At 62.0% G+C, this 24,477-nt stretch carries 21 protein-coding genes; 8 read left to right on the top strand and 13 right to left on the bottom strand.

Annotated elements, in window-relative coordinates; translation table 11 throughout:
- Positions 1-50: 50 nt before the first annotated feature.
- The 7 genes from guaB to KGA88_RS26025 all read right to left on the bottom strand — a co-directional run bounded on the left by guaB (position 51) and on the right by KGA88_RS26025 (position 5,815).
- On the bottom strand, positions 51-1,520 hold the full coding sequence (gene guaB, locus KGA88_RS26055) for an IMP dehydrogenase (RefSeq protein WP_008053208.1): 1,470 nt from the start codon (positions 1,518-1,520) through the stop codon (positions 51-53).
- 228 nt (positions 1,521-1,748) lie between these two features.
- A complete protein-coding gene (locus KGA88_RS26050; RefSeq protein ID WP_110660622.1) occupies positions 1,749-2,297 on the bottom strand; it encodes a sugar ABC transporter ATPase in 549 nt (182 codons plus the stop codon).
- A gap of 172 nt (positions 2,298-2,469) precedes the next feature.
- Positions 2,470-3,651 carry a formate-dependent phosphoribosylglycinamide formyltransferase gene (purT, locus tag KGA88_RS26045; RefSeq protein ID WP_110660621.1) on the bottom strand — a complete coding sequence of 394 codons (1,182 nt, stop codon included), beginning with the start codon at positions 3,649-3,651 and terminating at the stop codon, positions 2,470-2,472.
- An 87-nt stretch (positions 3,652-3,738) separates the two neighbouring features.
- Positions 3,739-4,206, bottom strand: coding sequence for a VUT family protein (locus tag KGA88_RS26040; RefSeq protein WP_110660620.1), 468 nt, complete (start codon positions 4,204-4,206; stop codon positions 3,739-3,741).
- A gap of 227 nt (positions 4,207-4,433) precedes the next feature.
- Positions 4,434-4,649: a DUF1289 domain-containing protein gene (locus tag KGA88_RS26035; protein ID WP_223595218.1), complete on the bottom strand. Its 216-nt coding sequence runs from the start codon at positions 4,647-4,649 to the stop codon at positions 4,434-4,436.
- Positions 4,646-5,170, bottom strand: a complete 525-nt coding sequence (locus KGA88_RS26030; protein ID WP_110660618.1) for a gamma carbonic anhydrase family protein — start codon at positions 5,168-5,170, stop codon at positions 4,646-4,648. The genes KGA88_RS26035 and KGA88_RS26030 overlap by 4 nt, the downstream gene beginning before the upstream one ends.
- A gap of 45 nt (positions 5,171-5,215) precedes the next feature.
- Complete coding sequence (locus KGA88_RS26025) at positions 5,216-5,815, bottom strand: CoA pyrophosphatase (protein WP_110660617.1); 600 nt, start codon at positions 5,813-5,815, stop codon at positions 5,216-5,218.
- Positions 5,816-5,962: 147 nt separating this feature from the next.
- Here KGA88_RS26025 and KGA88_RS26020 point away from each other — a divergent pair, with 147 nt between their 5' ends.
- From KGA88_RS26020 to nagE, 7 genes are all read left to right on the top strand, one after another.
- Positions 5,963-6,514 (top strand): NUDIX hydrolase, encoded by a 552-nt coding sequence (locus tag KGA88_RS26020; RefSeq protein ID WP_110660616.1) that lies wholly within the window; start codon positions 5,963-5,965, stop codon positions 6,512-6,514.
- Positions 6,515-6,620: 106 nt separating this feature from the next.
- Positions 6,621-7,124, top strand: coding sequence for a murein L,D-transpeptidase family protein (locus tag KGA88_RS26015; protein WP_110660615.1), 504 nt, complete (start codon positions 6,621-6,623; stop codon positions 7,122-7,124).
- A 454-nt stretch (positions 7,125-7,578) separates the two neighbouring features.
- On the top strand, positions 7,579-8,310 hold the full coding sequence (locus KGA88_RS26010) for a GntR family transcriptional regulator (protein WP_223595216.1): 732 nt from the start codon (positions 7,579-7,581) through the stop codon (positions 8,308-8,310).
- Between the two features lie 39 nt (positions 8,311-8,349).
- On the top strand, positions 8,350-9,456 hold the full coding sequence (gene nagA / locus KGA88_RS26005; RefSeq protein WP_110662648.1) for an N-acetylglucosamine-6-phosphate deacetylase: 1,107 nt from the start codon (positions 8,350-8,352) through the stop codon (positions 9,454-9,456).
- On the top strand, positions 9,437-10,459 hold the full coding sequence (locus KGA88_RS26000; RefSeq protein ID WP_223595214.1) for an SIS domain-containing protein: 1,023 nt from the start codon (positions 9,437-9,439) through the stop codon (positions 10,457-10,459). The genes nagA and KGA88_RS26000 overlap by 20 nt, the downstream gene beginning before the upstream one ends.
- A gap of 148 nt (positions 10,460-10,607) precedes the next feature.
- Positions 10,608-13,124 carry a phosphoenolpyruvate--protein phosphotransferase gene (ptsP, locus tag KGA88_RS25995; protein ID WP_223595212.1) on the top strand — a complete coding sequence of 839 codons (2,517 nt, stop codon included), beginning with the start codon at positions 10,608-10,610 and terminating at the stop codon, positions 13,122-13,124.
- A gap of 29 nt (positions 13,125-13,153) precedes the next feature.
- Positions 13,154-14,869: an N-acetylglucosamine-specific PTS transporter subunit IIBC gene (gene nagE / locus KGA88_RS25990; RefSeq protein WP_223595210.1), complete on the top strand. Its 1,716-nt coding sequence runs from the start codon at positions 13,154-13,156 to the stop codon at positions 14,867-14,869.
- A gap of 209 nt (positions 14,870-15,078) precedes the next feature.
- On the opposite strand, the gene KGA88_RS25985 is transcribed toward nagE, so the two are convergent.
- Both KGA88_RS25985 and purL read right to left on the bottom strand, forming a co-directional pair.
- Complete coding sequence (locus KGA88_RS25985) at positions 15,079-15,390, bottom strand: YqfO family protein (RefSeq protein WP_223595208.1); 312 nt, start codon at positions 15,388-15,390, stop codon at positions 15,079-15,081.
- A gap of 5 nt (positions 15,391-15,395) precedes the next feature.
- The gene (purL, locus tag KGA88_RS25980; RefSeq protein ID WP_223595206.1) at positions 15,396-19,292 is read right to left on the bottom strand and encodes a phosphoribosylformylglycinamidine synthase; all 3,897 of its coding nucleotides are present in this window, start codon (positions 19,290-19,292) and stop codon (positions 15,396-15,398) included.
- A gap of 285 nt (positions 19,293-19,577) precedes the next feature.
- Between purL and mltF the strand changes: the two genes are divergently transcribed.
- On the top strand, positions 19,578-21,038 hold the full coding sequence (gene mltF / locus KGA88_RS25975) for a membrane-bound lytic murein transglycosylase MltF (RefSeq protein WP_110661237.1): 1,461 nt from the start codon (positions 19,578-19,580) through the stop codon (positions 21,036-21,038).
- 126 nt (positions 21,039-21,164) lie between these two features.
- Here the strand turns inward: mltF and pdxJ are convergent, their stop codons facing one another.
- From pdxJ to rnc, 4 genes are all read right to left on the bottom strand, one after another.
- A complete protein-coding gene (pdxJ, locus tag KGA88_RS25970; protein WP_008053219.1) occupies positions 21,165-21,911 on the bottom strand; it encodes a pyridoxine 5'-phosphate synthase in 747 nt (248 codons plus the stop codon).
- 52 nt (positions 21,912-21,963) lie between these two features.
- A complete protein-coding gene (gene recO, locus KGA88_RS25965) occupies positions 21,964-22,647 on the bottom strand; it encodes a DNA repair protein RecO (RefSeq protein ID WP_110661235.1) in 684 nt (227 codons plus the stop codon).
- Positions 22,648-22,780: 133 nt separating this feature from the next.
- A complete protein-coding gene (gene era / locus KGA88_RS25960) occupies positions 22,781-23,683 on the bottom strand; it encodes a GTPase Era (protein WP_093214366.1) in 903 nt (300 codons plus the stop codon).
- Positions 23,676-24,365 (bottom strand): ribonuclease III, encoded by a 690-nt coding sequence (gene rnc / locus KGA88_RS25955; protein ID WP_008053221.1) that lies wholly within the window; start codon positions 24,363-24,365, stop codon positions 23,676-23,678. Before rnc ends, era begins: the two co-directional genes overlap by 8 nt.
- Positions 24,366-24,477 lie beyond the last annotated feature (112 nt).

The raw sequence follows: 24,477 nt of genomic DNA, 5'->3' as shown, positions 1-24,477 counted from the left end.
CTCGGGGCTGAATAAAACAGCCCCGGTTGCTTAGCGTGTTGCTTGAAGGCTCAACCTACGCGGTAGTTTGGCGCTTCCTTGGTGATCTGCACGTCGTGAACGTGGGACTCGGCCATGCCGGCGCCGGTGATCCGCACGAACTCAGGCTTGGTGCGCATTTCTTCGATGTCGGCACTGCCGGTGTAGCCCATCGAGGAACGCAGGCCGCCCATCAACTGGTGGATGATCGCGCTCAGGGTGCCCTTGTACGGAACACGCCCTTCGATGCCTTCCGGAACCAGCTTCTCGGCGCCTGCCGAGGAGTCCTGGAAGTAACGGTCGGAAGAACCCTGGGCCTGGGACATGGCGCCCAGCGAACCCATGCCGCGATAAGCCTTGTACGAACGGCCCTGGAACAGTTCGATCTCGCCCGGTGCTTCTTCGGTACCGGCGAACATCGAGCCCATCATCACGCAGGAAGCACCGGCTACGATGGCCTTGGACAGGTCACCGGAGAAACGGATACCGCCGTCGGCGATCAACGGTACGCCAGTGCCTTCGAGGGCAGCGGCGACGTTGGCGATGGCGCTGATTTGCGGCACGCCGACACCGGCGACGATGCGAGTGGTGCAGATCGAGCCAGGGCCGATACCGACCTTGACCGCGTCGGCGCCAGCTTCGGCCAGGGCCTTGGCGGCAGCGCCGGTGGCGATGTTGCCGCCGATGACCTGCACTTCAGGGAAGTTCTGCTTGACCCAACGAACGCGGTCGATCACGCCTTTGGAGTGACCGTGAGCGGTGTCGACCACCACAACGTCAACGCCGGCAGCGACCAGGGCGGCAACGCGATCGCCGGTGTCTTTACCGGTGCCGACTGCTGCGCCAACACGCAGACGACCTTGATCGTCCTTGCTGGCCAGCGGGTAAGCCTTGGCTTTCTCGATGTCGTTGACGGTCATCATGCCCTTGAGGGCAAATTTGTCGTCGACGATCAGCACGCGCTCGATGCGGTGCTTGTGCAGCAGCTCGCGAACATCGTTCTTGTCGGCGCCTTCCTTGACCGTGACCAGGCGCTCTTTAGGCGTCATCACTTCACGGACAGTGGCTTCCAGACGGTTCTCGAAACGCACGTCACGGGAGGTGACAATGCCGACCAGGTCGCCATTGTGCAGCACCGGAACGCCGGAGATGTTGTGCATGCGGGTCAGTTCGAACAACTCGCGCACGGTGGCGTCGGCGACGATGGTGATCGGGTCTTTGACCACACCAGCTTCGTAACGCTTGACCTTGCGGACTTCGGCAGCTTGCTGCTCGATGGTCATGTTCTTGTGGATGATACCGATACCACCTTCCTGAGCCATGGCGATTGCCAGACGGGCTTCAGTGACGGTGTCCATGGCAGCGGAAACCAGTGGAATATTCAGCTCGATGCCACGGGTAAGGCGGGTCTTGAGACTGACTTCGTTAGGAAGCACCTCGGAATAACCGGGCACTAGGAGAATGTCGTCGAATGTCAGAGCTTCTTGGCTGATACGCAGCATCGCGGGGGCTCCCGAGCGGGAAAATGGAAGCGCGCCATTATAGTCAGACACCCCCTCGGGTTCAATGTAAAACTCTGTCTATTATTGGCATTACTGATGTACGGGATGATATTGCTGCTTTTCTGTAGGAGCGAGCTCGCTCGCGATGGTCGTTAACGATAACGCGGGGAGTCTGGTTCCCCGCGGTGTTCTTGAGTCCATCGCGAGCAAGCTCGCTCCTACAGGTGTTCAGAGTTCGACTTTCACCCAACTGACAGGTTGATCCAGCCAATCGGCGAATTCGTCGAGAAAGCTCTGTTTGAACCCGGCTTCGGCCCAGTTGTTGAAGATGAAACCAAGGTTGGAGAATCCACACTCCTGCAGAAACAGGAAGCCGTTGATGTCGTCTTCATGCCCGCACTCCGGGCAGGTGAAGTTATCGGTGCGCCCCGGCATCCAGTCTTCCAGGCTTTCGAACAGGGCTTCACCGACTTCCTTGCGGCACTCGGCGCAGCCCGCTTCTTCAAGGAAACCCTTGGCTGGCGTGTAGATGCAGCGCTTGGTGACGATCTCCAGACCGTTGACCGCTTCGCCGAACGGCAGGGCCTCCGGGTGCAGGACCACGGCGCGGGCACCGTCGCCGATGGCATAAGCCATGCGATTGCCGGTGCGGCCGCAGGTGGTCAGTTCTTCCTCGATGATGTTCTTGCGCACCAGCCAGCGCACAATCGCCCGGGCCCGAGGCTCGTGCACCGGCAGGGTGGAGATTTTCGGCACGATGATGCTTTGCGAATTCATGGGGTACAGGCCTGAAGAATGACCTGTAGGAGCGAGCCTGCTCGCGATGGACTCAAGAGCACCGCGGGGAACCAGACTCCCCGCGTTATCGTTAACGACCATCGCGAGCAGGCTCGCTCCTACAGTGAAATGTGGCGAGCCTATAGAAGGTATAGGCCCGCCATAGCTGTTTTTACAGTTCTACGACAACCGCCTGCGAAGCACGGGTCGCCTTGGCGCGGGCGGCTTCGATCGACTCGTCGCGCGCCAGGGCCACGCCCATGCGGCGCTGGCCGTTGACTTCAGGCTTGCCGAACAGGCGCAGCGCGGTATCCGGCTCGCTCAGGGCAGCGCCCAGGTTGGCGAAAGCAGTCTGGGTCGACTGCCCTTCCACCAGGATCACCGCCGAGGCCGATGGCCCGAACTGACGGATCAACGGAATCGGCAGACCCAGAATCGCGCGGGCGTGCAGGGCGAACTGCGACAGATCCTGGGAAATCAGCGTGACCAGACCGGTATCGTGCGGACGCGGCGAGACCTCGCTGAACCACACCTGATCACCCTTGATGAACAGCTCGACGCCGAACAGACCACGGCCACCCAGGGCTTCGGTCACGGCTTTGGCGACACGCTCGGATTCAGCCAGGGCAATCGGGCTCATGGCTTGCGGCTGCCACGACTCCTGGTAGTCGCCCTTCTCCTGGCGGTGGCCGACCGGCGCGCAGAACGTGGTACCGCCGACGTGGCGTACGGTCAGCAGGGTGATTTCGTAGTCGAAATCGATGAAACCTTCGATGATCACGCGGCCCTTGCCGGCGCGGCCGCCTTCCTGGGCGTAATCCCAGGCTGTTTTGACGTCTTCAAAGCTGCGCAACAGGCTCTGGCCCTTGCCCGAGGAACTCATGACCGGCTTGACCACACACGGGAAACCGAGGTCTTCGACGGCCTTGCTGTAGTCCTCGAAGGTGTCGGCGAAGTGGTACGGCGAGGTCGGCAGGTCCAGCTCTTCGGCGGCCAGGCGACGAATGCCTTCGCGGTTCATGGTCAGCTGCGCGGCGCGGGCGGTCGGGATCACGGTGAAGCCTTCGGCTTCCAGTTCCACCAGGGTCGCGGTGGCGATGGCTTCGATTTCCGGGACGATGAAGTGCGGCTTCTCGGCTTCGATCACGGCGCGCAGGGCAGCACCATCAAGCATGTTGATCACGTGGCTGCGGTGCGCCACCTGCATGGCCGGCGCGTTGGCGTAGCGGTCCACGGCAATCACTTCAACGCCCAGGCGTTGCAGCTCGATCACCACTTCCTTGCCCAACTCGCCACAGCCACACATCAATACGCGGGTCGCGGTGGGCGACAATGGAGTTCCGATACGGGTCATCTGAAGGTCCTCAAGGAGCGGATCATCGAGGGACGCGTCGCCATGCGCGCTTCCCATGGGGAGAAAGCGCGGCATTTTACATGAACTTCAGCCGACGACAGCCTGTTTGCGCAGGCGCCAGGCCATGATCAGCCACACGGCGGTGACCCCGGCGAATTTCGAGCCCAGGGCGGTGAGAATCACCCCCGGTGTCAGGGCGTCGATCATGCCGAAGAAGATAAAGGTATCGAGGGGAATGCTCAGGGCCGAACTTATCCACAGGCGATCATGCAGCGGGCGTTTGGTGATGCTGAACACCAGCCAGTCGATGCACTCGGAAACCGCGAAGGCCGTGGCGCTGGCCAGGGCGATGGACGGATCGGAGGTGACATAGGACAGCACCAGCGCCACCAGCATCGCCACGAGGGCACCGTGTCCGAATCGGGCTTGCACCATGTCGCGCAGGATAAACACCAGACCGCCCCAGGCCGACCAGATGATGTCCAGGTGTGGCGCGGTGGAGAAGGCGAAGTTGATCAGCACGACGCTGCTGATGTAGGCGATCAGGAAGAGCATGGGGGGTGAAAGTACCTGTCAATTTTGTGCACAGGATACTTCATCTTCGGTACACAAATAACCTGTGGCGAGGTGATTTTGTGGCGAGGGGGCTTGCCCCCGTTCGGCGGCGTAGCCGTCGCAAATCCGGCTAATCGGGTGTATCTGAAGCTATTCGATTGAATGGTTTTGGGGCTGCTTCGCAGCCCAGCGGGGGCAAGCCCCCTCGCCACAAAAGCCCCTGCCACTCAGCGATCGGATTTGGAAGGGAGCATCCACACCAACCCACTGGCCTTGGCCCGCTCATGACACAACCCCAGCACCTTGCGCCGCTCGTCGTTGTCCATGCGGCTCCAGCGGGTGATTTCTTCCACCGTACGCTGGCAACCGGTGCAGATGTCATCGTCGTCCAGCGCACAGATATTCACGCAGGGCGATGCTACCGGGCGTTCGGTGGCGGTCATTGTTCCTGCTCGACCAGGTCGCGGGCATAACGCTGCGAGTTGTGCACGTAGTGAGCAGCGCTGGCCTCCAGCATCTTGATTTGCGGCTCGGTCAATTCGCGCACCACTTTGCCGGGCGAGCCCATGACCAGCGAGCCGTCCGGAATTTCCTTGCCTTCGCCGATCAGCGAGTTGGCGCCGATGATGCAGTTCTTGCCGATCTTCGCGCCGTTGAGGATCACTGCGTTGATGCCGATCAGGCTGTTATCGCCGACGGTGCAGCCGTGGAGCATGGCGTTGTGGCCGATGGTCACGCCGGTGCCGATGGTCAGCGGGTAGCCCATGTCGGTGTGCATCACGGTGCCGTCCTGGACGTTACTGTTCTTGCCAATCAGGATCAGCTCGTTGTCGCCGCGCAGCACGGCGTTGAACCAGACGTTGGCGCCCTCTTCCAGCTTGACCTTGCCCACCAGCACGGCATTGGGTGCGACCCAGCTCTGTGGATGGGTTTCGACGCGGGCGTCGCCCAGGCGGTACTTCATTGTTGTATTCCTCAGGGCTCAGGCAGGGCCATTCGAATGATGGCTTCAGATATTGATAAAGCTTTTGGGAGGTTGGTGCAGGCTGATTTTGGCGTCATACAGCAGGTTGATCAACTCGACGATCATGATCGCCGTCAGCCCCCAGATCTTGTATTCGCCATAGCGATAGCTCGGCACGTACCAGCTGCGGCCCTGATAATCGATGCGATGGGTATGTTCGCGGGGGTCTTTGCGGAAGAATTCCAGGGGCACGCTGAACACCGCGGCGATCTCGGCATCGTTGGCCCGGTATTCGACGAAATCCGGAATCACCCCGACATAGGGCGTGACCTGGATGCCATGCAGGCTGATCAGCGGGCTGAGCGGGCCGATCACCTCGACCAGTCCCGGCGGCAGGCCGATCTCTTCTTCGGCTTCGCGCAGGGCGGTGAAAACAAGATCGGGGTCTTCCGGGTCACGACGCCCGCCGGGAAAGGCGACTTCGCCACCATGGGTCGACAGGCCGCTGGCACGCAGGGTCAACACCAGCTCAGGTTCGTCACTGCGAGTGATGGGCACTAGCACCGCGGCCTCGGGAAAACGACGGTCGGTCTCCAATATGCGTGGAGTGTAGTGACTAACCCGATGCAGTAGCTCGTCCAGCATGAGTGTTCTCGATCTGTGCCTTACCCGGCATCATGCACCAATCGCTGCGGCCGCCCAACCCCCGCAACAGCCCCATGTCGCGAAACGACAACTTGCCGACCGGCACTGCCGCACGCCAAGATAGGCGCAGCATTCAGGAACCCCAGCATGAAATTTTGCAGCCAGTGCGGTAACCCGGTGACCCAGCGCATTCCCGAAGGCGATTCGCGCCTGCGTTTTGTCTGCGACAGCTGTCAGGCCATTCACTACCAGAACCCCAACATCGTCGCCGGTTGCGTGGCGACCTGGGGCACCCAGGTGTTGCTGTGTCGACGGGCCATCGAGCCGCGACGCGGTTACTGGACCCTGCCCGCCGGTTTCATGGAGAACGGCGAGACCATCGAGCAAGCGGCCATTCGCGAAACCGCCGAGGAAGCCTGCGCCCGGGTGCGCAACCTGAACATCTATACCCTGATCGACGTGCCACACATCAGCCAGGTGCATGTGTTCTTCCGCGCCGAGTTGGCGGACCTGGATTTTTCTGCCGGCCCCGAGAGCCTGGAAGTGCAACTATTCGACGAAGCGGACATTCCATGGGATGAGCTGGCTTTCCGCACAGTGGGCCGTACCTTAGAATGCTTCTTCGCTGACCGGCGGACCGAGGTCTATCCCGTACGGTCTGAATCGATCCCTCCGCTTGCTCAGCCTGCCATTATTTGATGCCGTATTGCTATCATTCGTAGCCGCTGAAAATCGCAGCCTGCGGCAGCTCCTACAAAAACATCTATAAATAAATAGTCGCGACACCTCCTGGGGAATCGTTTCAATGCGCTGGTTGCTTGCCCTGTTCTGCTTGTCGTTCGTCACGGTGTCCCAGGCTTCTGCCGTGGAAACCCTGAACGGCAAGGTCATCGAGAAAATCCTGGTTCTCAAGTCGTCCCATCAATTGCAATTGATCAATGACGGCAAGCCGCTCAAGACCTATCGCATTTCCCTGGGCAAGCGTCCCAAGGGCCCGAAACTGATGGAAGGCGACAAACGCACCCCGGAAGGCTTCTACTGGGTCGACTGGCGCAAGGTCAGTGATAAATTCAACCTGGCGATGCACATTTCCTACCCGAACATCAGCGATTCGGCCCGCGCCCGCCGTGAAGGTGTCGAGCCTGGCGGCATGATCATGATCCACGGCACCCCGGACACCGAAGACACCCCGGAAGACCTGTTCCACACCCTGGACTGGACCGACGGCTGCATCGCCATGCGCAACATGGACATGCGCGAAGTCTGGAACCTGGTGCCGGACGGCACGATGATCGAAATTCGTCCGTAACATTCCGGATAAGCGGGGGCTTCTGTGGCGAGGGGGCTTGCCCCCGTTGCACTGCGAAGCAGTGCTTAAAGCTGCAACCTAGGTCCACCAGACTCACCGGGGTGGCTGATTTTACGACTGCTTCGCAGCCGAACGGGGGCAAGCCCCCTCGCCACAGGTCCTCGCACTACCTTCTGTCGCCATCGCAAAAATAAATTCCAAAGATCGCAGCCAGCCGCAGCTTCTGCAGGGTGAATACCATTTCGCTCCGCGGGAGCGGCCGCAGGCTGCGATCGTTGTCGCTTTAAACCCCACCACTAATACCACTTCAAACCAACCCGCATCCAGCAGACCACAGCCGGCTAGTTTCCATCCGCCAGCGGTAAAGCACTGGTGTTGACATGGTATTCAAGTGGTATTAGTTTTCGCCCATTCACGGGCAAAAACATTCCAACATCCGCCCCGGACACTCGCCATGAACGACCTACAGGCCCTGCGCCCCGACGACACCCAACCCACGCCGTTGTACCTGCAACTGGCGCGCAATCTGGAAGCGGCGATCCATGCCGGCCAGTGGAAAGCCGAACAGGCCATGCCGTCGGAGCGCAATCTGAGCGAGACGCTGGGCATCTCCCGCGTCACCGCCCGCAAGGCGCTGGAAGTGTTGTTCGATCAAGGCCTGATCCGGCGCAACCAAGGCTCCGGCACCTTTATCACGCCGCGCCTTGAACAACCGTTGTCGCGCCTGTCCGGCTTCAGTGAAATGCTCCGTCTCAAGGGTTTCGTGCCCAGCTCGCAATGGCTGGAGCGGGAAATCACCCTGCCGACCCACGAAGAGCTGATCCGCCTCGGCCTGTCGCCCAACGACAAAGTTGCGCGCCTCAAACGCCTGCGCAAGGCCGACGACACGGTCATGGCCATCGAGATGAGCACCCTGCCCGCCTCGATCATTGCCAAGCCGCAAATGGTCGGCGACTCCCTCTACGAATTCCTCGACGGCATCGGCAAACCAATTGTCCGCGCCTTGCAGCACATCCAGGCGATCAACGCCTCGGACGAGTTCGCCGCGCTGGTCGGTATCGCCCCCGGCACCGCGATGTTGCTGATGACCCGGGTCGGCTACCTGGAAGACAACTCGCCCATCGAAGTCACCGACACCTATTGCCGCAACGACTACTACGACTTTGTGGCAGAGCTTCGCCGCTAGAACGCTGCACCGCGAAATCGCCAAACCAGAGAACCGATCATGTCCGAAGACAACATCCTCACCGCCCACGGCTGGGTTCGCGGCCGACTGGTCCACGAACACGGCAAAGTCGTGTCGATCGAAGGCGTGCCCTGCGATCCGGCGGACAACGATTTGCCGTACCTCCTGCCGGGCTTCATCGACCTGCACGTTCACGGCGGCGGCGGCAAAGACATCATGGAAGGCGCGCCAGCCTTCGAAACCATCACCCGAACCCACGTGCGCTTCGGCACCACCTCGCTGCTGGCCACCACCATGACCGCACCGAGCGACGAAATCTCGCGCGTGCTCAAGGCCGTCGGCGAATTCTCTGAGCAGCGCCCCAAAGGCAGCGCCCGGGTGCTCGGCGTGCACCTTGAAGGCCCGTACATCAACCCCGGCAAGCTCGGCGCGCAACCCAACTTCGCCCATACGGCGCTGATGGCTGAAGTCGAAGCGTACCTGGCGCTCGCGCCGATCCGGGTGATCACCATCGCCCCGGAAATCGCCGGTCACGATGCCTTGATCCGTGACCTCAGCAGCCGTGGCATTCGCATGCAGATCGGCCACACCCTGGGCAGTTACGAGGAAGGCGTCGCCGCGCTGGAAGCCGGCGCCAGCAGCTTCACCCACCTCTACAACGCCATGAGCCCGCTGCATCACCGCGAGCCGGGGATCGTCGGCGCGGCGCTGGCCCACGCCAAATACGCCGAACTGATACCGGATTTACTGCACGTGCACCCCGGCGCCATTCGCGTCGCCCTGCGCTCGATCCCGTGCCTGTACTGCGTCACCGACTCGACCGCCGCCGCCGGCATGCCCGACGGCGAATACAAACTCGGCAGCCACACCGTGACCAAGTGCCTGGGCGGCGTGCGCCTGCCCGACGGCACCCTGGCCGGCAGCACCCTGACCATGGATCAGGCCCTGCGCAACCTGGTGAAGATCGGCCTGCCCATCGCCGAAGCCTCGCAGCGCTTGTCGCAATTCCCCGCCGACTACCTCGGCATCACCGAACGCGGGCGCCTGCAACCCGGGGCCTGGGCCGACTGCGTGCGGCTGGATCGCTCACTGAAACTGACCGCCGTCATGGTCGAAGGAGAAGACATTGACTTCAAAAATGCTTGAAGAGGCGCTGTCCTCGTTCGAGGCCGTGCAAGCCCAACTGCAAACACTCGACCCGCAGATGATCGAGATCGCCGGGCGCCTGCGCCGTCAGCCGCCGCAAGTGGCCATGACCGTGGCACGCGGCAGCTCCGACCACGCCGCCAGCTACTTCGCCTACCTGACCATGCAACTGCTGGGCATCCCGGTGGCGTCGCTGCCGATGTCGGTGGTGACCATGCAGCAGGCACCGCTGAAGGTCAGCGGCCAGGTGGCATTCGCCTTCTCGCAATCGGGGCAAAGCCCGGACCTGGTGAACAGCCTGCGCCTGTTGCGCAAGCGTGGCGCCTTGAGCATTTCGCTGGTCAATGTCGAAGACTCACCACTGGAAGCCGCCTGCGAATTCAGCCTGCCCCTGTGTGCCGGCACCGAAAGCAGCGTCGCCGCGACCAAGAGCTTCATCGCCACCCTCAGCGCCAGCGCCCGGCTGATTGGCCACTGGAAAGAAGACGCCGAACTGCTCGAGGCCGGTGCTGCCTTGCCCGATGGCCTGCGCCACGCCGCGCAACAGGACTGGAGCCTGGCCATCGACGCCTTGCGCGATTGCCAGCGGTTGATGGTGATCGGCCGTGGCGCCGGTTTTGCCATTGCCCAGGAAGCGGCGCTCAAGTTCAAGGAAACCTCGGCGATCCAGGCCGAAGCCTTCAGCAGCGCCGAAGTCCGTCACGGCCCGATGGCCTTGATCGGCGACAACTACCCGCTGCTGGTGTTTGCCCCACGGGGTGCCGAACAGGCCGGTTTGCTCAGCCTGGCCGCCGACATGCGCCAGCGCGGTGCCCGTGTCCTGCTGGCCGCACCGGATGACGTACTCGAACGCGACCTGACCCTGACCTGCGCCGAACACCCGGCCCTCGACCCGATTCTGGCGATCCAGAGTTTCTACGTGATGGCCGCCGGCCTGGCCGTGGCCCGCGGCATGGACCCGGACCAACCGCGACACCTGAGCAAAGTCACGCGTACGCACTGAACGCCCCCCCTGTAGGAGCGAGCCTGCTCGCGATGGACGTCAACGATGACGCGTTCTTCCTGAATGCACGCGTTGTTCTCAGGTTCTTCGCGAGCAAGCTCGCTCCTACAGTGGGCGAGCTGATCTGAACTTTTTATGAGACCGAGCCATGCACAACAACAATAAAGAGCTGACTTTAAGCGCCCCGCTCAGCGGCCCGGTGCTCACGCTCGCCAAAGTCCCGGACCCGGTGTTTGCCAGCGGCGCCATGGGTGACGGCATCGCCATCGATCCGCTCAACGACACCCTCCACGCCCCCTGCGCCGGCGTGGTGGTGCATGTCGCCCGCACCGGTCACGCGGTGACCCTGCGTGCCGACAACGGCGCGGAATTGCTCCTGCACCTGGGCCTCGACACGGTCGAATTGCAGGGCCAGGGTTTCTCGATGCTGGTCAAGGAAGGCGCGCGCGTCACCAACGGCCAGCCGCTGCTGCGCTACGACCTGGACAAGGTCGCGCAACAGTGCAAGAGCCTGGTCAGCCTGTTGATCCTCACCAACAGCCAGGACTTCCAGGCACGGCCCATCACGTTGAAATCGGTGAAAGTGGGCGAGCCGCTGCTGCACATCATTCGTCGACAGACGTCGAGCGCGCAGGTCGATGCCGAGTTTGTCGGCGTCGAGATTGTCGGCCATGTGCGCATTGCGCACCGGGGCGGTCTGCATGCGCGGCCGGCTGCGTTGATCCGTCAGACCGCGCAGGGTTTCAAAAGCAAATCGCAGCTGCATTTCGCCGGCAAGTCGGCCACCTGCGACAGCCTGATCGGCCTGATGGGGCTGGCCGTCGGCGAGCAGGCGGAGGTCCAGGTCAGTTGCCAGGGCCCGGACGCCGAAGCCGCGCTGCAAGCCTTGCTGACTGCGCTGTCCACCGCCCTGGCCGAAGACAGCCACGCCGCCGCGCCAGCCACGATTGCCCAACGCAATCGCCCCGCCGAAGCCGGTGTGTTGCATGGCGTCTGCGCAGCACCCGGCCTGGTCGGCGGGCCGCTGTTTCGCCTGAATGCGATCAGCCTGCCGGTGGATGCTGGCAATCATGATCCGCAGCAACAACTGCAAGTGTTGGACGCGGCACGGAGCCAGGTGCGCGGCGATATCGAGCACACGCTGGCCCTGGCGAAAAAACACAAGGACACTGCGGAAGAGGCGATTTTCGCCGCGCACCTGGCGCTGCTCGAAGATCCGGCCTTGCTGGACGCCGCCAGTCAATCTGTCGCCCTGGGCACGGCCGCGACTCACGCCTGGAGCCAGGCCATCGACGCGCAATGCGAGGTCCTCCAGCAAACCGGTAGCACGCTGCTGGCCGAACGCGCCAACGACCTGCGTGACCTCAAGCAACGGGTGCTGCGCGTGTTGCTCGGCGATACCTGGCATTACGACGTACCGGCCGGCGCCATCGTCGCCGCCCATGAACTGACCCCCTCCGATTTGCTGCAACTGAGCCAGCAAGGGGTCGCGGGGCTGTGCATGGCCGAAGGCGGCGCGACCTCCCACGTGGCGATTCTGGCCCGGGGCAAAGGCCTGCCATGCATGGTCGCACTGGGCTCGACCCTGCTTGATCAGCAACAGGGGCAAGCGGTAGTGCTGGACGCCGACGGCGGCCGCCTCGAACTGACTCCCAATGCCGAGCGCCTGACCGACGTACGCCAGTTACAGCAACAACAGCAACAACGCCGGGCCGAACAACAGGCCCAGGCGCACACTCCGGCGCTGACCACCGACGGCCTGCGCATCGAAGTCGCCGCCAATGTGGCGTCCAGTTCGGAAGCGACGGACGCACTGGCCAATGGCGCTGACGGCGTCGGCCTGTTGCGCACCGAATTTCTCTTCGTCGACCGCCACACCGCTCCGGACGAACAGGAACAACACCAGGCTTATCAAGCGGTGCTCGATGCCATGGGCGACAAGTCGGTGATCATCCGCACCATCGACGTCGGTGGCGACAAGCAACTCGACTACCTGCCACTGCCCGCCGAGGCCAATCCGGTGCTCGGTCTGCGCGGCATTCGCCTGGCCCAGGTTCGTCCTGAACTGCTCGACCAGCAACTGCGCGCGCTGCTGCACCTGAGCCCATTGTCACGCTGCCGGATCCTGCTGCCGATGGTCACTGAAGTCGATGAACTGCTGCACATCCGCCAGCGCCTCGACGCCTTGTGCGGTGAGCTCGGCCTGGCGCAACGCCCGGAGCTGGGGGTGATGATTGAGGTTCCGGCCGCCGCGCTGCTGGCCGAGCAACTGGCCGAACACGCGGACTTCCTGTCCATCGGCACCAACGACCTGTCGCAATACACCCTGGCCATGGACCGCGACCATGCCGGTCTCGCCGCCCGCGTCGATGCACTGCATCCGGCGCTGCTGCGCTTGATCGCCCAGACCTGCGCCGGTGCAGCACAGCACAACCGTTGGGTGGGCGTGTGCGGCGCCCTGGCGTCCGATCCATTGGCCACGCCGGTGTTGATCGGCCTGGGGGTCAGTGAGTTGTCGGTGAGCCCGGTACAGATCGGTGAAATCAAGGACCGCGTGCGTCATCTCGACGCCAGCGAATGCCGGCGCATCAGCCAGGGCCTGCTCAAGCTGAGCAGCGCCAGCGCGGTGCGTCACGCCTGTCACCAGCATTGGCCTCTGAGCTAAAGAACAACAAGAATCCACGGAGAAGCGCCATGTACCAACTTTTCATTGAAGGCCTGCAACGCCTCGGCCGCGCGCTGATGCTGCCGATCGCGATCCTGCCGATTGCCGGCCTGCTGCTGCGCCTGGGCGATACCGACCTGCTGAACATCGCGATCATCCACGACGCCGGCCAGGTGATTTTCGCCAACCTGGCGATGATCTTCGCCATCGGCATCGCGGTCGGTTTCGCCAAGGACAACAACGGTACGGCGGGGCTCGCCGGGGTGATCGGTTACCTGGTGATGATCGCTACGCTCAAGGTGCTCGATCCGAGCATCAACATGGGCATGCTCGCCGGGATCGTCAGCGGCCTGATGGCCGGCGCGCTGTACAACCGCTTCAAGGACATCAAGCTGCCGGAATACCTGGCGTTCTTCGGTGGCCGGCGCTTCGTGCCGATTGTCACCGGCTTCGCTGCCGTCGGTTTGGGCGTGGTGTTCGGCTATATCTGGCCGCCGATCCAGCACGGCATCAACAGCTTCGGCACGCTGATGATGGAGAGCGGCAGCTTCGGCGCGTTCATCTTCGGCGTGTTCAACCGCCTACTGATCGTCACCGGCCTGCATCACATCCTCAACAACATGGCGTGGTTCGTGTTCGGCAATTTCACCGACCCCACCACCGGTGCGCTGGTAACCGGCGACCTGTCGCGCTACTTCGCCGGCGACCCGAAAGGTGGCCAGTTCATGACCGGCATGTTCCCGATGATGATCTTCGGCCTGCCTGCCGCCTGCCTGGCGATGTACCGCAACGCCCTGCCGGAGCGGCGCAAGGTCATGGGCGGGATTTTCCTGTCGATGGCACTGACCGCGTTCCTGACCGGTGTGACCGAGCCGATCGAATTCGCCTTCATGTTCCTCGCGCCACTGCTGTTTCTGCTGCATGCGTTGTTGACTGGCCTGTCGATGGCCATCACCAATGCGCTGAACATTCATTTGGGCTTCACCTTTTCCGGCGGCCTCATCGACATGATCCTCGGCTGGGGGAAGTCCACCAACGGCTGGCTGGTGCTCCCGGTGGGCGTGGCGTATGCCGTGATCTATTACGTGGTGTTCGATTTCTGCATCCGCCGCTTCGACCTGAAGACACCGGGCCGCGAAACCAGCGCCACCGCCCCGCAGGTTGCAGTGGCCGACAATGAACGCGCCGGGGCTTACATCAAGGCCCTGGGCGGTGCCGAGAACCTGATCACCGTCGGTGCCTGCACCACGCGTTTGCGCCTGGACATGGTGGATCGCAACAAGGCTTCGGATGCCGATCTGAAAGCACTCGGCGCCATGGCCGTGGTGCGTCCGGGCAAGGGCGGGAGCTTGCAGGTGGTGGTCGGGCCGATGGCTGATGCCATTGCCGATGAGATTCGCCTGGCAATGCCGGCACTGGGGCGCGCCATCGTGTCGTCACCGGCCGCAGAAGTCGACGCGCCGAAACCTGCCACCGTGACGACACCTGAGGCGCAGCAATGGCTCAATGCCCTGGGCGGTGGCAACAACGTGCTGCAACTCGATTGCATCGCCATGACCCGCATTCGCCTGCAACTGGCCAACGGCAAGGCCCTGTCGGAGTGTGATTTGAAAGTGCTGGGTTGCCAGGGTGTGAGTCAGCTGGACGGCGGCATCTGGCATCTGCTGATAGGCGACAAGGCACCGAGCTTGAGTGATGCGCTGGAAGCGTTGGTCAATCGCAGTGAGGTGAATGCCAAGGTTTAGCACCTGATTGCCGGCCTCCATCGAACCAATGTGGGAGCGGGCTTGCTCGCGAAGAGGGAGTGTCAGTCAACATCAATGCTGGCTGACCCGCCGCCTTCGCGAGCAAGCCCGCTCCCACAGTTTTGATCGGTGTACATTCGTTGAACGGCAGGCAACAAAAAACCCGCTGAAATCACTCTCAGCGGGTTTTTCATTTCAGCGGCGCAGAATCAGAAATCCTCCAACCGCCACACTTCATAAGCCGGAGTCTCGTAGGGATGGCTCTGTTTCAGAGCCGCCACCACCGAGCGAATCAACTCATCCGCCACCACCAGCTCGACCTTCCATTCCTCGACCTGTTCGACCTGCCCTGCCTCGCCAATGAACGGCTGACTGCCGTCCAGTGGGCGAAACTGGCCAGTGCCAAGCACCTGCCAAGCACAGTGGTCATAGTCACCGATTCGACCGCCACCGGCAGCGAATACGGCACTCTTCACGTCTTCGACGTGACTGGTTGGAACAAAAAAGCTGAGCTTGTACACAGCGCTTAGTTCACCCAAACCCGAGCATTACGGAACATGCGCATCAGCGGTGCATCTTCGTTCCACTCATCCGAGCGCCACGAGTTCTGCACGGCGCGGAATACACGCTCCGGGTGCGGCATCATGATGGTCACGCGACCGTCGCGGCTGGTCAAACCGGTGATCCCGCGCGGCGAGCCGTTCGGGTTGGCCGGGTAGCTTTCGGTGACCTTGCCGTGGTTGTCGACGAAACGCATCGCCACGCAACCGGACAGATCGGCTTCCAGCAGTGCTTCTTCGCTGGAGAACTCGGCATGGCCTTCACCGTGGGCGATGGCGATCGGCATGCGCGAACCGGCCATGCCCTGCAGGAAGATCGAGTTCGACTCCTGGATCTGCACCATGGCAACACGGGCTTCGAACTGTTCGGAACGGTTACGCACGAAGTGCGGCCAGAACTCGCTGCCCGGGATCAGCTCGTGCAGGTTGGACATCATCTGGCAACCGTTGCACACGCCGAGGGTGAAGCTGTCGTTGCGTTCGAAGAAACCCTGGAACGCATCGCGGGCACGGCTGTTGAACAGTGCGGACTTGGCCCAGCCTTCACCGGCACCCAGTACGTCGCCGTAGGAGAAACCGCCGCAGGCAACCATGCCCTTGAACTCGTTCAGGTCGACACGGCCGGCCAGAATGTCGCTCATGTGCACGTCGATCGCGTTGAAACCGGCGCGGTCGAACGCAGCCGCCATTTCCACCTGACCGTTAACGCCCTGCTCACGCAGTACGGCAACCTGTGGGCGAATGCCTTTCTTGATGTAAGGCGCGGCGATGTCCTGGTTGACGTCGTAGCTCAGCTTGACGCTCAGGCCCGGGTTGTCTTCTTCCAGCAGCACATCGAACTCTTGCTCGGCGCAGTCGGCGTTGTCACGCAGACGCTGGATCTGGTAGCTGGTCTCGGCCCACTGACGCTGCAGCAGACGACGCTGACCTTCGAACACGGTTTCGCCGTTGAAGGTGATGCTGATCTCGCCGTTGTTCATCGGCTGGCCAACCACCGATACGCAATCACCCAGACCGGCAGCGCTGAACTGCGCGAGGATGTCCGGAGTGGCGTCCTGGCGAACCTGGATCACCGCACCCAGTTCTTCGTTGAACAGGATCGCGGCGATGTCGGCGGAGGTTTCTGCCAGGCCGTCGAGGTTCAGGCTCAGGCCGCAGTGACCGGCGAACGCCATCTCGACAACGCTGGTCAGCAGACCACCGTCGGAACGGTCGTGGTAAGCCAGCAGGTGACCGTCGGCGTTGAGACCCTGGATCACCGCGAAGAAGGCTTTCAGGTCTTCGGCGTCATCGACGTCCGGAGCCTGGCTGCCGAGCTTGCCGTGAACCTGGGCGAGGATCGAGGCGCCCATGCGGTTCTGGCCACGACCGAGGTCGATCAGGATCAGGTCGGTGGTGCCCTTGTCCATGCGCAGTTGCGGGGTCAGGGTCTGACGGATGTCAGTCACTGGCGCGAAACCGGTCACGATCAGGGACATTGGCGAAGTGACGGACTTGTCCACGCCTTCATCGTTCCAGCGCGTGGCCATGGACATCGAGTCCTTGCCCACTGGAATGGTGATGCCCAGCTCAGGGCACAGTTCCATGCCGACCGCTTTCACGGTGTCGTACAGACGCGCGTCTTCACCCGGGTGACCGGCAGCGGACATCCAGTTCGCCGACAACTTGATGTCGGAGATCTTGCCGATGCGCGATGCCGCGATGTTGGTCAGGGTTTCGCCGATGGCCATGCGGCCCGACGCCGGAGCGTCCAGCAGTGCCAGCGGAGTACGCTCGCCCATGGCCATGGCTTCACCGGTGTAGACGTCGAAGCTGGTGGCGGTAACGGCAACGTCGGCCACCGGCACCTGCCACGGGCCGACCATCTGGTCACGAGCAACGAGGCCGGTGATGGTGCGGTCGCCGATGGTGATCAGGAAGCTCTTGCTGGCCACGGCCGGGTGATGCAGGACGCGCTCGACGCAGTCGCCAATGTTCAGGGTCGACGGATCGAAATCGTCGCCCAGTTCATTTTCACGAACCACCGAACGGTGCATGCGTGGCGCCTTGCCCAGCAAGACTTCCAGTGGCATGTCCACCGGGCTGTTGCCGAAGTGGCTGTCGGTCACGGTCAACTGCGGTTCGGCAGTGGCTTCGCCGACCACGGCAAACGGGCAGCGCTCGCGTTCGCAGATCGCCTTGAAGCGCTCGAAGTCCGCCGGGCCGACCGCCAGAACGTAACGTTCCTGGGATTCGTTGGACCAGATTTCGTGCGGGGCCATGCCCGGCTCGTCGTTTGGAATGTTGCGCAGTTCGAAACGGCCACCGCGGTCGCCGTCGTTGACCAGTTCCGGGAAGGCGTTGGACAGGCCGCCCGCACCCACGTCGTGGATGAAGCTGATCGGGTTCTTGTCGCCCAGCTGCCAGCAACGGTCGATGACTTCCTGGCAGCGACGTTCCATCTCAGGGTTTTCGCGCTGTACCGAAGCGAAGTCCAGGTCCGCCGAGCTGGTGCCGGTGGCCATGGAGGAAGCCGCGCCGCCGCCCAGGCCGATCAGCATCGCCGGGCCGCCGAGCACGATCAGCTTGGAGCCGACCAGGATCTCGCCTTTCTTGACGTGTTCTTCACGGATGTTGCCCATGCCGCCAGCCAGCATGATCGGCTTGTGGTAGCCGCGAACTTCGTCACCGTGCGGGGTGGTGATCGACTGTTCGAAGGTACGGAAGTAGCCGGTCAGGGCCGGACGACCGAATTCGTTGTTGAACGCAGCGCCGCCCAGCGGGCCTTCGATCATGATGTCCAGCGCGGTAACGATGCGCTCAGGCTTGCCGTACGGCACTTCCCACGGCTGTTCGAAGCCCGGGATCTGCAGGTTGGACACGGTGAACCCGGTCAGGCCAGCCTTTGGTTTGGCACCGCGACCGGTCGCGCCTTCGTCGCGGATCTCGCCACCGGAACCGGTGGATGCGCCCGGGAACGGGGCAATCGCGGTTGGGTGGTTGTGGGTCTCGACCTTCATCAGGATGTGCACCGGCTCCTGCACCGCGCCGTACTGGCGGGTCTCAGGGTCCGGGAAGAAGCGACCGGCCACGGAGCCGACGATCACCGAAGCGTTGTCCTTATAAGCCGACAGGACACCTTCGCTGTGCATCTGGTAGGTGTTCTTGATCATGCCGAACAGGCTTTTTTCCTGGCTCTGGCCGTCGATGTCCCAACTGGCGTTGAAGATCTTGTGACGGCAGTGCTCGGAGTTCGCCTGGGCGAACATCATCAGTTCGATGTCATGCGGGTTGCGCTTCAAGCCGACGAAGGCGTTGACCAGGTAATCGATCTCGTCTTCGGCCAGGGCCAGGCCCAGCTCGGTGTTGGCTTTTTCCAGCGCGGCGCGGCCGCCGCCCAACACGTCGATGGCGGTCAGGGGTTTCGGTTCGGCGTGGCTGAACAGGCCGGCGGCCTGTTCGAGGTTGCCCAGGACGATCTGGGTCATGCGGTCGTGCAAACCGTCGGCGATCAACCGGGCTTCAGCGTCGCTGAACTGGCCGGCCACGTAGAACGCGATACCGCGTTCCAGGCGCTGGATTTTCGCCAGGCCACAGTTGCGAGCGATGTCACTGGCCTTGCTCGACCACGGCGAAATGGTGCCGAAACGTGGCAGCACCAGAAACAGACGACCGGTCGGTTCTTGTACCGGAACACTTGGACCGTACTTCAGAAGGCGCGCAAGCACCTGCTGTTCGTCGCCGTTCAGGACGCCGGTAACTTCGGCGAAGTGAGCGAATTCAGCATACAGGCCACTGACAGCCGGAACCTTTTGGCTCAGTTGCTCAAGGAGCTTGCTGTGGCGAAAGGCAGAAAGGGCAGGAGCGCCGCGCAGGATCAACATCTTCGGGACAGCCTCGGGAAGGGGTGTGCTTTGAGGCCGTGCATTCTAGCCTAAACAGCCCGCGACATCACCCGAAACGCTACGCACGGTTGCACTCGGGTGTCGATCTGTGTTTCTGCCTCGAAAGTCAGGTTAATTACACCTATGCCGATCGCTTATTTTTACTGTAACAAAATGCAGACAAGGCCCATTCCTGCGGGGTTTCGGCCGGTTTTGTGATCTCTAGCAGACAACCCCCTCGCTGTCGAGATATGGCGCCCGTGGTCCTTTGCGTATACTGCGCAGATGTTTTCCCCAACGGCTTTGCGTCCGCGGTACGCCAAATGGCTGATCGCAACCGGACTCTTCCTGATGCTCGGTGGCTGTGTTGATAAACCCAACACGCTTGAGCGCGTAAAGGAGGATGGTGTACTGCGGGTGGTTACCCGAAACAGCCCCGCCACCTACTTTCAGGATCGCAACGGTGAAACCGGCTTCGAATACGAGCTGGTGAAGCGCTTCGCCGACGATCTGGGGGTCGAGCTCAAGATCGAGACCGCCGACAACCTCGATGACCTGTTCAACCAGGTCGGCAAGCCCAATGGCCCGGTGCTGGCGGCTGCCGGCCTGGTCAGCAGCGAAGAGCGCAAGAAGCAGGTGCGCTTCTCGCACTCCTATCTGGAAGTCACCCCGCAGGTCATCTACCGCAACGGCCAGTCACGGCCGACCGATGCAAAGGATCTGGTGGGCAAGAAGATCATGGTGCTCAAGGGCAGCACCCACGCCGAACAACTCGCGCAACTGAAACAGAAATTTCCCGGCATCGAATACGAAGAGTCTGACGCAGTCGAGGTCGTCGATCTCCTGCGCATGGTCGATGAAGGCCAGATCGACCTGACGCTGGTCGACTCCAACGAAGTGGCGATGAACCAGGTGTACTTCACCAACATCCGGGTCGCCTTCGACCTCGGTGACGCCAGCAACCAGAGTTGGGCCGTTGCGCCAGGCGACGACAACAGCCTGCTCAACGAAATCAACGAATACCTCGACAAGGTCAAGAAGAACGGCACCCTGCAACGCCTCAAGGACCGCTACTACGGGCACGTCGACGTCCTCGGCTACATGGGCGCCACCACGTTTGCCCAGCACTTGCAGCAACGCCTGCCCAAGTACGAACAGCACTTCAAGTCGTACGCCAAGAAAGAGAAAGTCGACTGGCGCCTGCTGGCGGCCATCGGCTACCAGGAGTCGCTGTGGCAGCCGGCCGTCACGTCCAAGACCGGCGTGCGCGGCCTGATGATGCTGACCCAGAACACCGCGCAGGCCATGGGTGTGTCCAACCGCCTGGACCCCAAGCAGAGCATCATGGGCGGCGCCAAGTACCTGGCCTACATGAAAGACCAGCTCGACGATTCGATCCAGGAACCGGACCGTACCTGGTTTGCCCTGGCAGCCTATAACGTCGGCAGCGGTCACCTGGATGACGCACGCAAACTGGCGGCCAAGGAAGGGTTGAACCCGGACAAATGGCTGGATGTGAAGAAAATCCTGCCGCGCCTGTCGGAAAAGAAGTGGTACAGCAAGACCCGTTACGGCTACGCCCGTGGCGGCGAACCGGTGCACTTCGTGGCGAACATCCGTCGCTACTACGACATCCTGACCTGGGTCACGCAACCGCAGCTCGAAGGCGATCAGGTCGCCGAGGGCAAACTGCTTGTGCCGGGGATCGACAAGAGCAAGCCGGCGCAGGAGCCTGCTCCGCTCTGACAATCACCACCAATCAAATGTGGGAGCGGGCTTGCTCGCGAAAGCGGAGTGTCAGCCAACAGAGATGTTGAATGATAAACCGCCTTCGCGAGCAAGCCCGCTCCCACATTGGTTTTGTGTTGTTTTTCAGGCCTTGGCAGCCGCCGCCAGAATCAGCGCCTTCATCTCCGAAACAGCCGACTTGAAGCCAACGAACAGCGCATGGGCCACCAGCGCATGGCCGATGTTCAACTCGTTGATGCCCTTGATCGCCGCCACGGCCTCAACGTTGTGATAGTGCAGGCCATGGCCGGCATTGACGATCAGGCCCTGGGCCAGGCCGAAGGCCACGCCATCGGCCACGCGCTTGAGCTCTTCAGCGACTTCGGTCGGCGTCTCGGCATCGGCGTAACGACCGGTGTGCAGCTCGATGGCCGGTGCGCCAACGCGACGGGAGGCTTCGATCTGACGCTCGTCGGCGTCAATGAACAGCGACACTTCGGAGCCGATCTTCGACAGGCGCTCGACCGCTGCCTTGATCCGCGCTTCCTGCCCCGCCACGTCCAGGCCGCCTTCGGTGGTCAGTTCCTGACGGGTTTCCGGCACCAGGCAAATGTGCGCCGGGCGGATGCGTTCGGCGAACTGCATCATTTCCTCGGTGACGCCCATTTCGAAGTTCATGCGGGTTTGCAGCACGTCCTTGAGCAGCAGCACGTCGCGTTCCTGAATGTGTCGACGATCTTCACGCAGGTGCACGGTGATGCCGTCGGCGCCCGCCTCTTCCGCGTCCAGTGCTGCCTTGACCGGGTCCGGGTAACGGGTGCCCCGGGCCTGACGCAGGGTGGCAACGTGGTCGATGTTCACGCCAAGAAGAATACGGGTGCTGGTGGTCACGGAAAACGCTCCAGAAGAAGAGAAAGTTCGGTGCACAGCATACATGGGGAATTTACGGTTTTCGAAACAACTCGCGGGAAACCAGCGGCCGGCCCCCCAGATGCACGGCCAATGCCTGGCGCATCAGACGCTTGGCAGCCGACAAGGCACCCGGCGCACTCCAGTCGGCTTCAGCCATGGCCAACAGCTCGGCGCCATTGAACAGGCCAGGCTGCAGCAGATAGACCCGCTCCAGCCCCGCATCCACTTGCAAACGGTAGAGACCGTCCGGCGCGATGGGCTGATCATGGATATCACCGGTCAGGGAAAAACCGTAGCCGAGGTCATCGAGCAAGCGCCACTCGAAGGAGCGCAGCAAGGGCTCCAGCGGCCGACCTTCAGCCAGCGCCAGCAAAGTGGCGGCGTAATGATCGAACACCGAGGGGAGCGGATCTTCAGCGGGCAACAGGCGAATCAGCAACTCATTGAGATAAAGCCCACTGAACAGCGCCTCGCCACTGAGCCAGGTGGAAACCCCGGCACTTTCCATGCGCCCGACATTCTTCAGCTCGCCCCTGCCCCGAAACTCCACTTCCAGTGGCACGAACGGTCTCGCCAGCGTCCCGGCCTTGCCCCGCGCACTGCGCAACACCGCCCGCAACCGACCTTGCGGCGTCAGGAAGTCCACCAGCGCACTGTTTTCACGGTAAGCGCGGGAGTGCAGGACGTAGGCGGGTTGGGGGATGGGTTGGGACATGGAGCTCTCAATGAACTGTAGGAGCGAGCTTGCTCGCGATGGTGGGTAACGATAACGCGGGCATTCTGAATGAACACGGCGCTTTCAAGTCCATCGCGAGCAAGCTCGCTCCTACAGGGGGCCTTGCGAAGTATTACAGATCGCCATAACCCAACGAACGCAACGCACGCTCGTCATCGGACCAGCCACCCTTAACCTTGACCCACAGGTTGAGCATGATCTTGGAGTCGAACAGCAGCTCCATGTCCTTGCGCGCTTCGGTGCCGATGCGCTTGATGCGCTCGCCCTTGTCGCCAATGATGATTTTCTTCTGGCCATCGCGCTCGACGAGAATCAAGGCATGGATGTGCAGGGTCTTGCCCTGCTGCTTGAACTCTTCGATTTCAACGGTGATCTGGTACGGCAGCTCGGCGCCCATCTGGCGCATGATTTTCTCGCGCACCAGTTCAGCGGCGAGGAAGCGGCTGCTGCGGTCGGTGATCTGGTCTTCCGGGAAGAAGTGATCGTTTTCCGGCAGGTGCTCGGCGATCACTCGCTCCAGTGCGTCGAGGTTGTGCCCGTGTTGCGCGGAAATCGGGATGATCTGCGCATTCGGCAGCTGCTCCTGCAACCAGCTCAGGTGCGGCATCAGCTCGGCTTTGTCTTCGATGCGATCGGTCTTGTTCAGCGCCACGATCAGCGGGCCGGTCACGTACTGGACGCGCTCGAGAACCATCTGGTCTTCGTCGGTCCACTTGGTGCGGTCGACCACGAAGATCACCACGTCGACGTCTTTCAACGCCGCCGAAGCGGTCTTGTTCATGTAGCGGTTCAGGGCCTTCTCGCCACCCTTGTGCATACCAGGGGTGTCGACGTAGATCGCCTGCACATCGCCCTCGGTCTTGATACCGAGCATGTTGTGGCGGGTGGTTTGCGGTTTGCGCGAGGTGATCGCCAGCTTCTGACCCAGGATGTGGTTCAGCAGCGTGGACTTGCCCACGTTCGGACGGCCGACGATGGCAACATAGCCACAGCGAGTTGCGTTTGTATCAGTCATTGCCATTCTCCACACCCAGGGCAATCAGTGCTGCGGCGGCCGCTACCTGTTCGGCAATACGACGACTCACACCCTGACCTCGGCTTTTTTCATTCAGTAAGATGATTTCGCATTCGACGAAGAACGTCCGGCAATGCGGCTCACCCTGGATATCCACCACTTCGTAACGCGGCAGCTCACAACCACGGGACTGCAGGAACTCCTGCAGGCGGGTCTTTGGATCTTTGTTGGTGTCGACCAGCGTCAGGCCTTCGAACTCGCCGGCCAGCCAGGCAAGCACGCGCTCGCGGGCCATTTCCATGCCGGCATCGAGGTAGATCGCACCGATCAGCGCTTCGAGGGCATCGGCCAGAATCGACTCGCGACGGAAACCGCCACTTTTCAACTCGCCCGAGCCCAGGCGCAGGTATTCGCCCAGATCGAAACCACGAGCCAGTACGGCCAGGGTCTCACCTTTCACCAGACGCGCGCGCAAACGCGACAACTGGCCTTCGCGGGCCAGCGGAAAACGCTCGAACAGCGCCTCACCGGCGACGAAGTTGAGGATGGCGTCACCGAGGAATTCCAGGCGTTCGTTGTTACGCCCGGCAAAACTGCGGTGAGTCAGGGCCAGGACCATCAGTTCCTGATCCTTGAAGGTGTAGCCGAGCTGACGCTCTAGACGGCTTAAGGAGACGCTCACGGTTTACCCACGCTGAGTTCGTGGCTGGATTCCACCGCCATCGCCGTGAGGCGGCGCAGGCTTGGGACAATTAACGCTGTGTTCAAAAATAACGTCCTGAATATCATTGGCT

The sequence above is a fragment of the Pseudomonas sp. A-R-19 genome (assembly GCF_019956575.1).
GTDB lineage: Bacteria > Pseudomonadota > Gammaproteobacteria > Pseudomonadales > Pseudomonadaceae > Aquipseudomonas.
The sequence above is the reverse complement of the archived record's forward strand: the minus strand, read 5'-3'. Positions and strand labels throughout refer to the sequence as shown.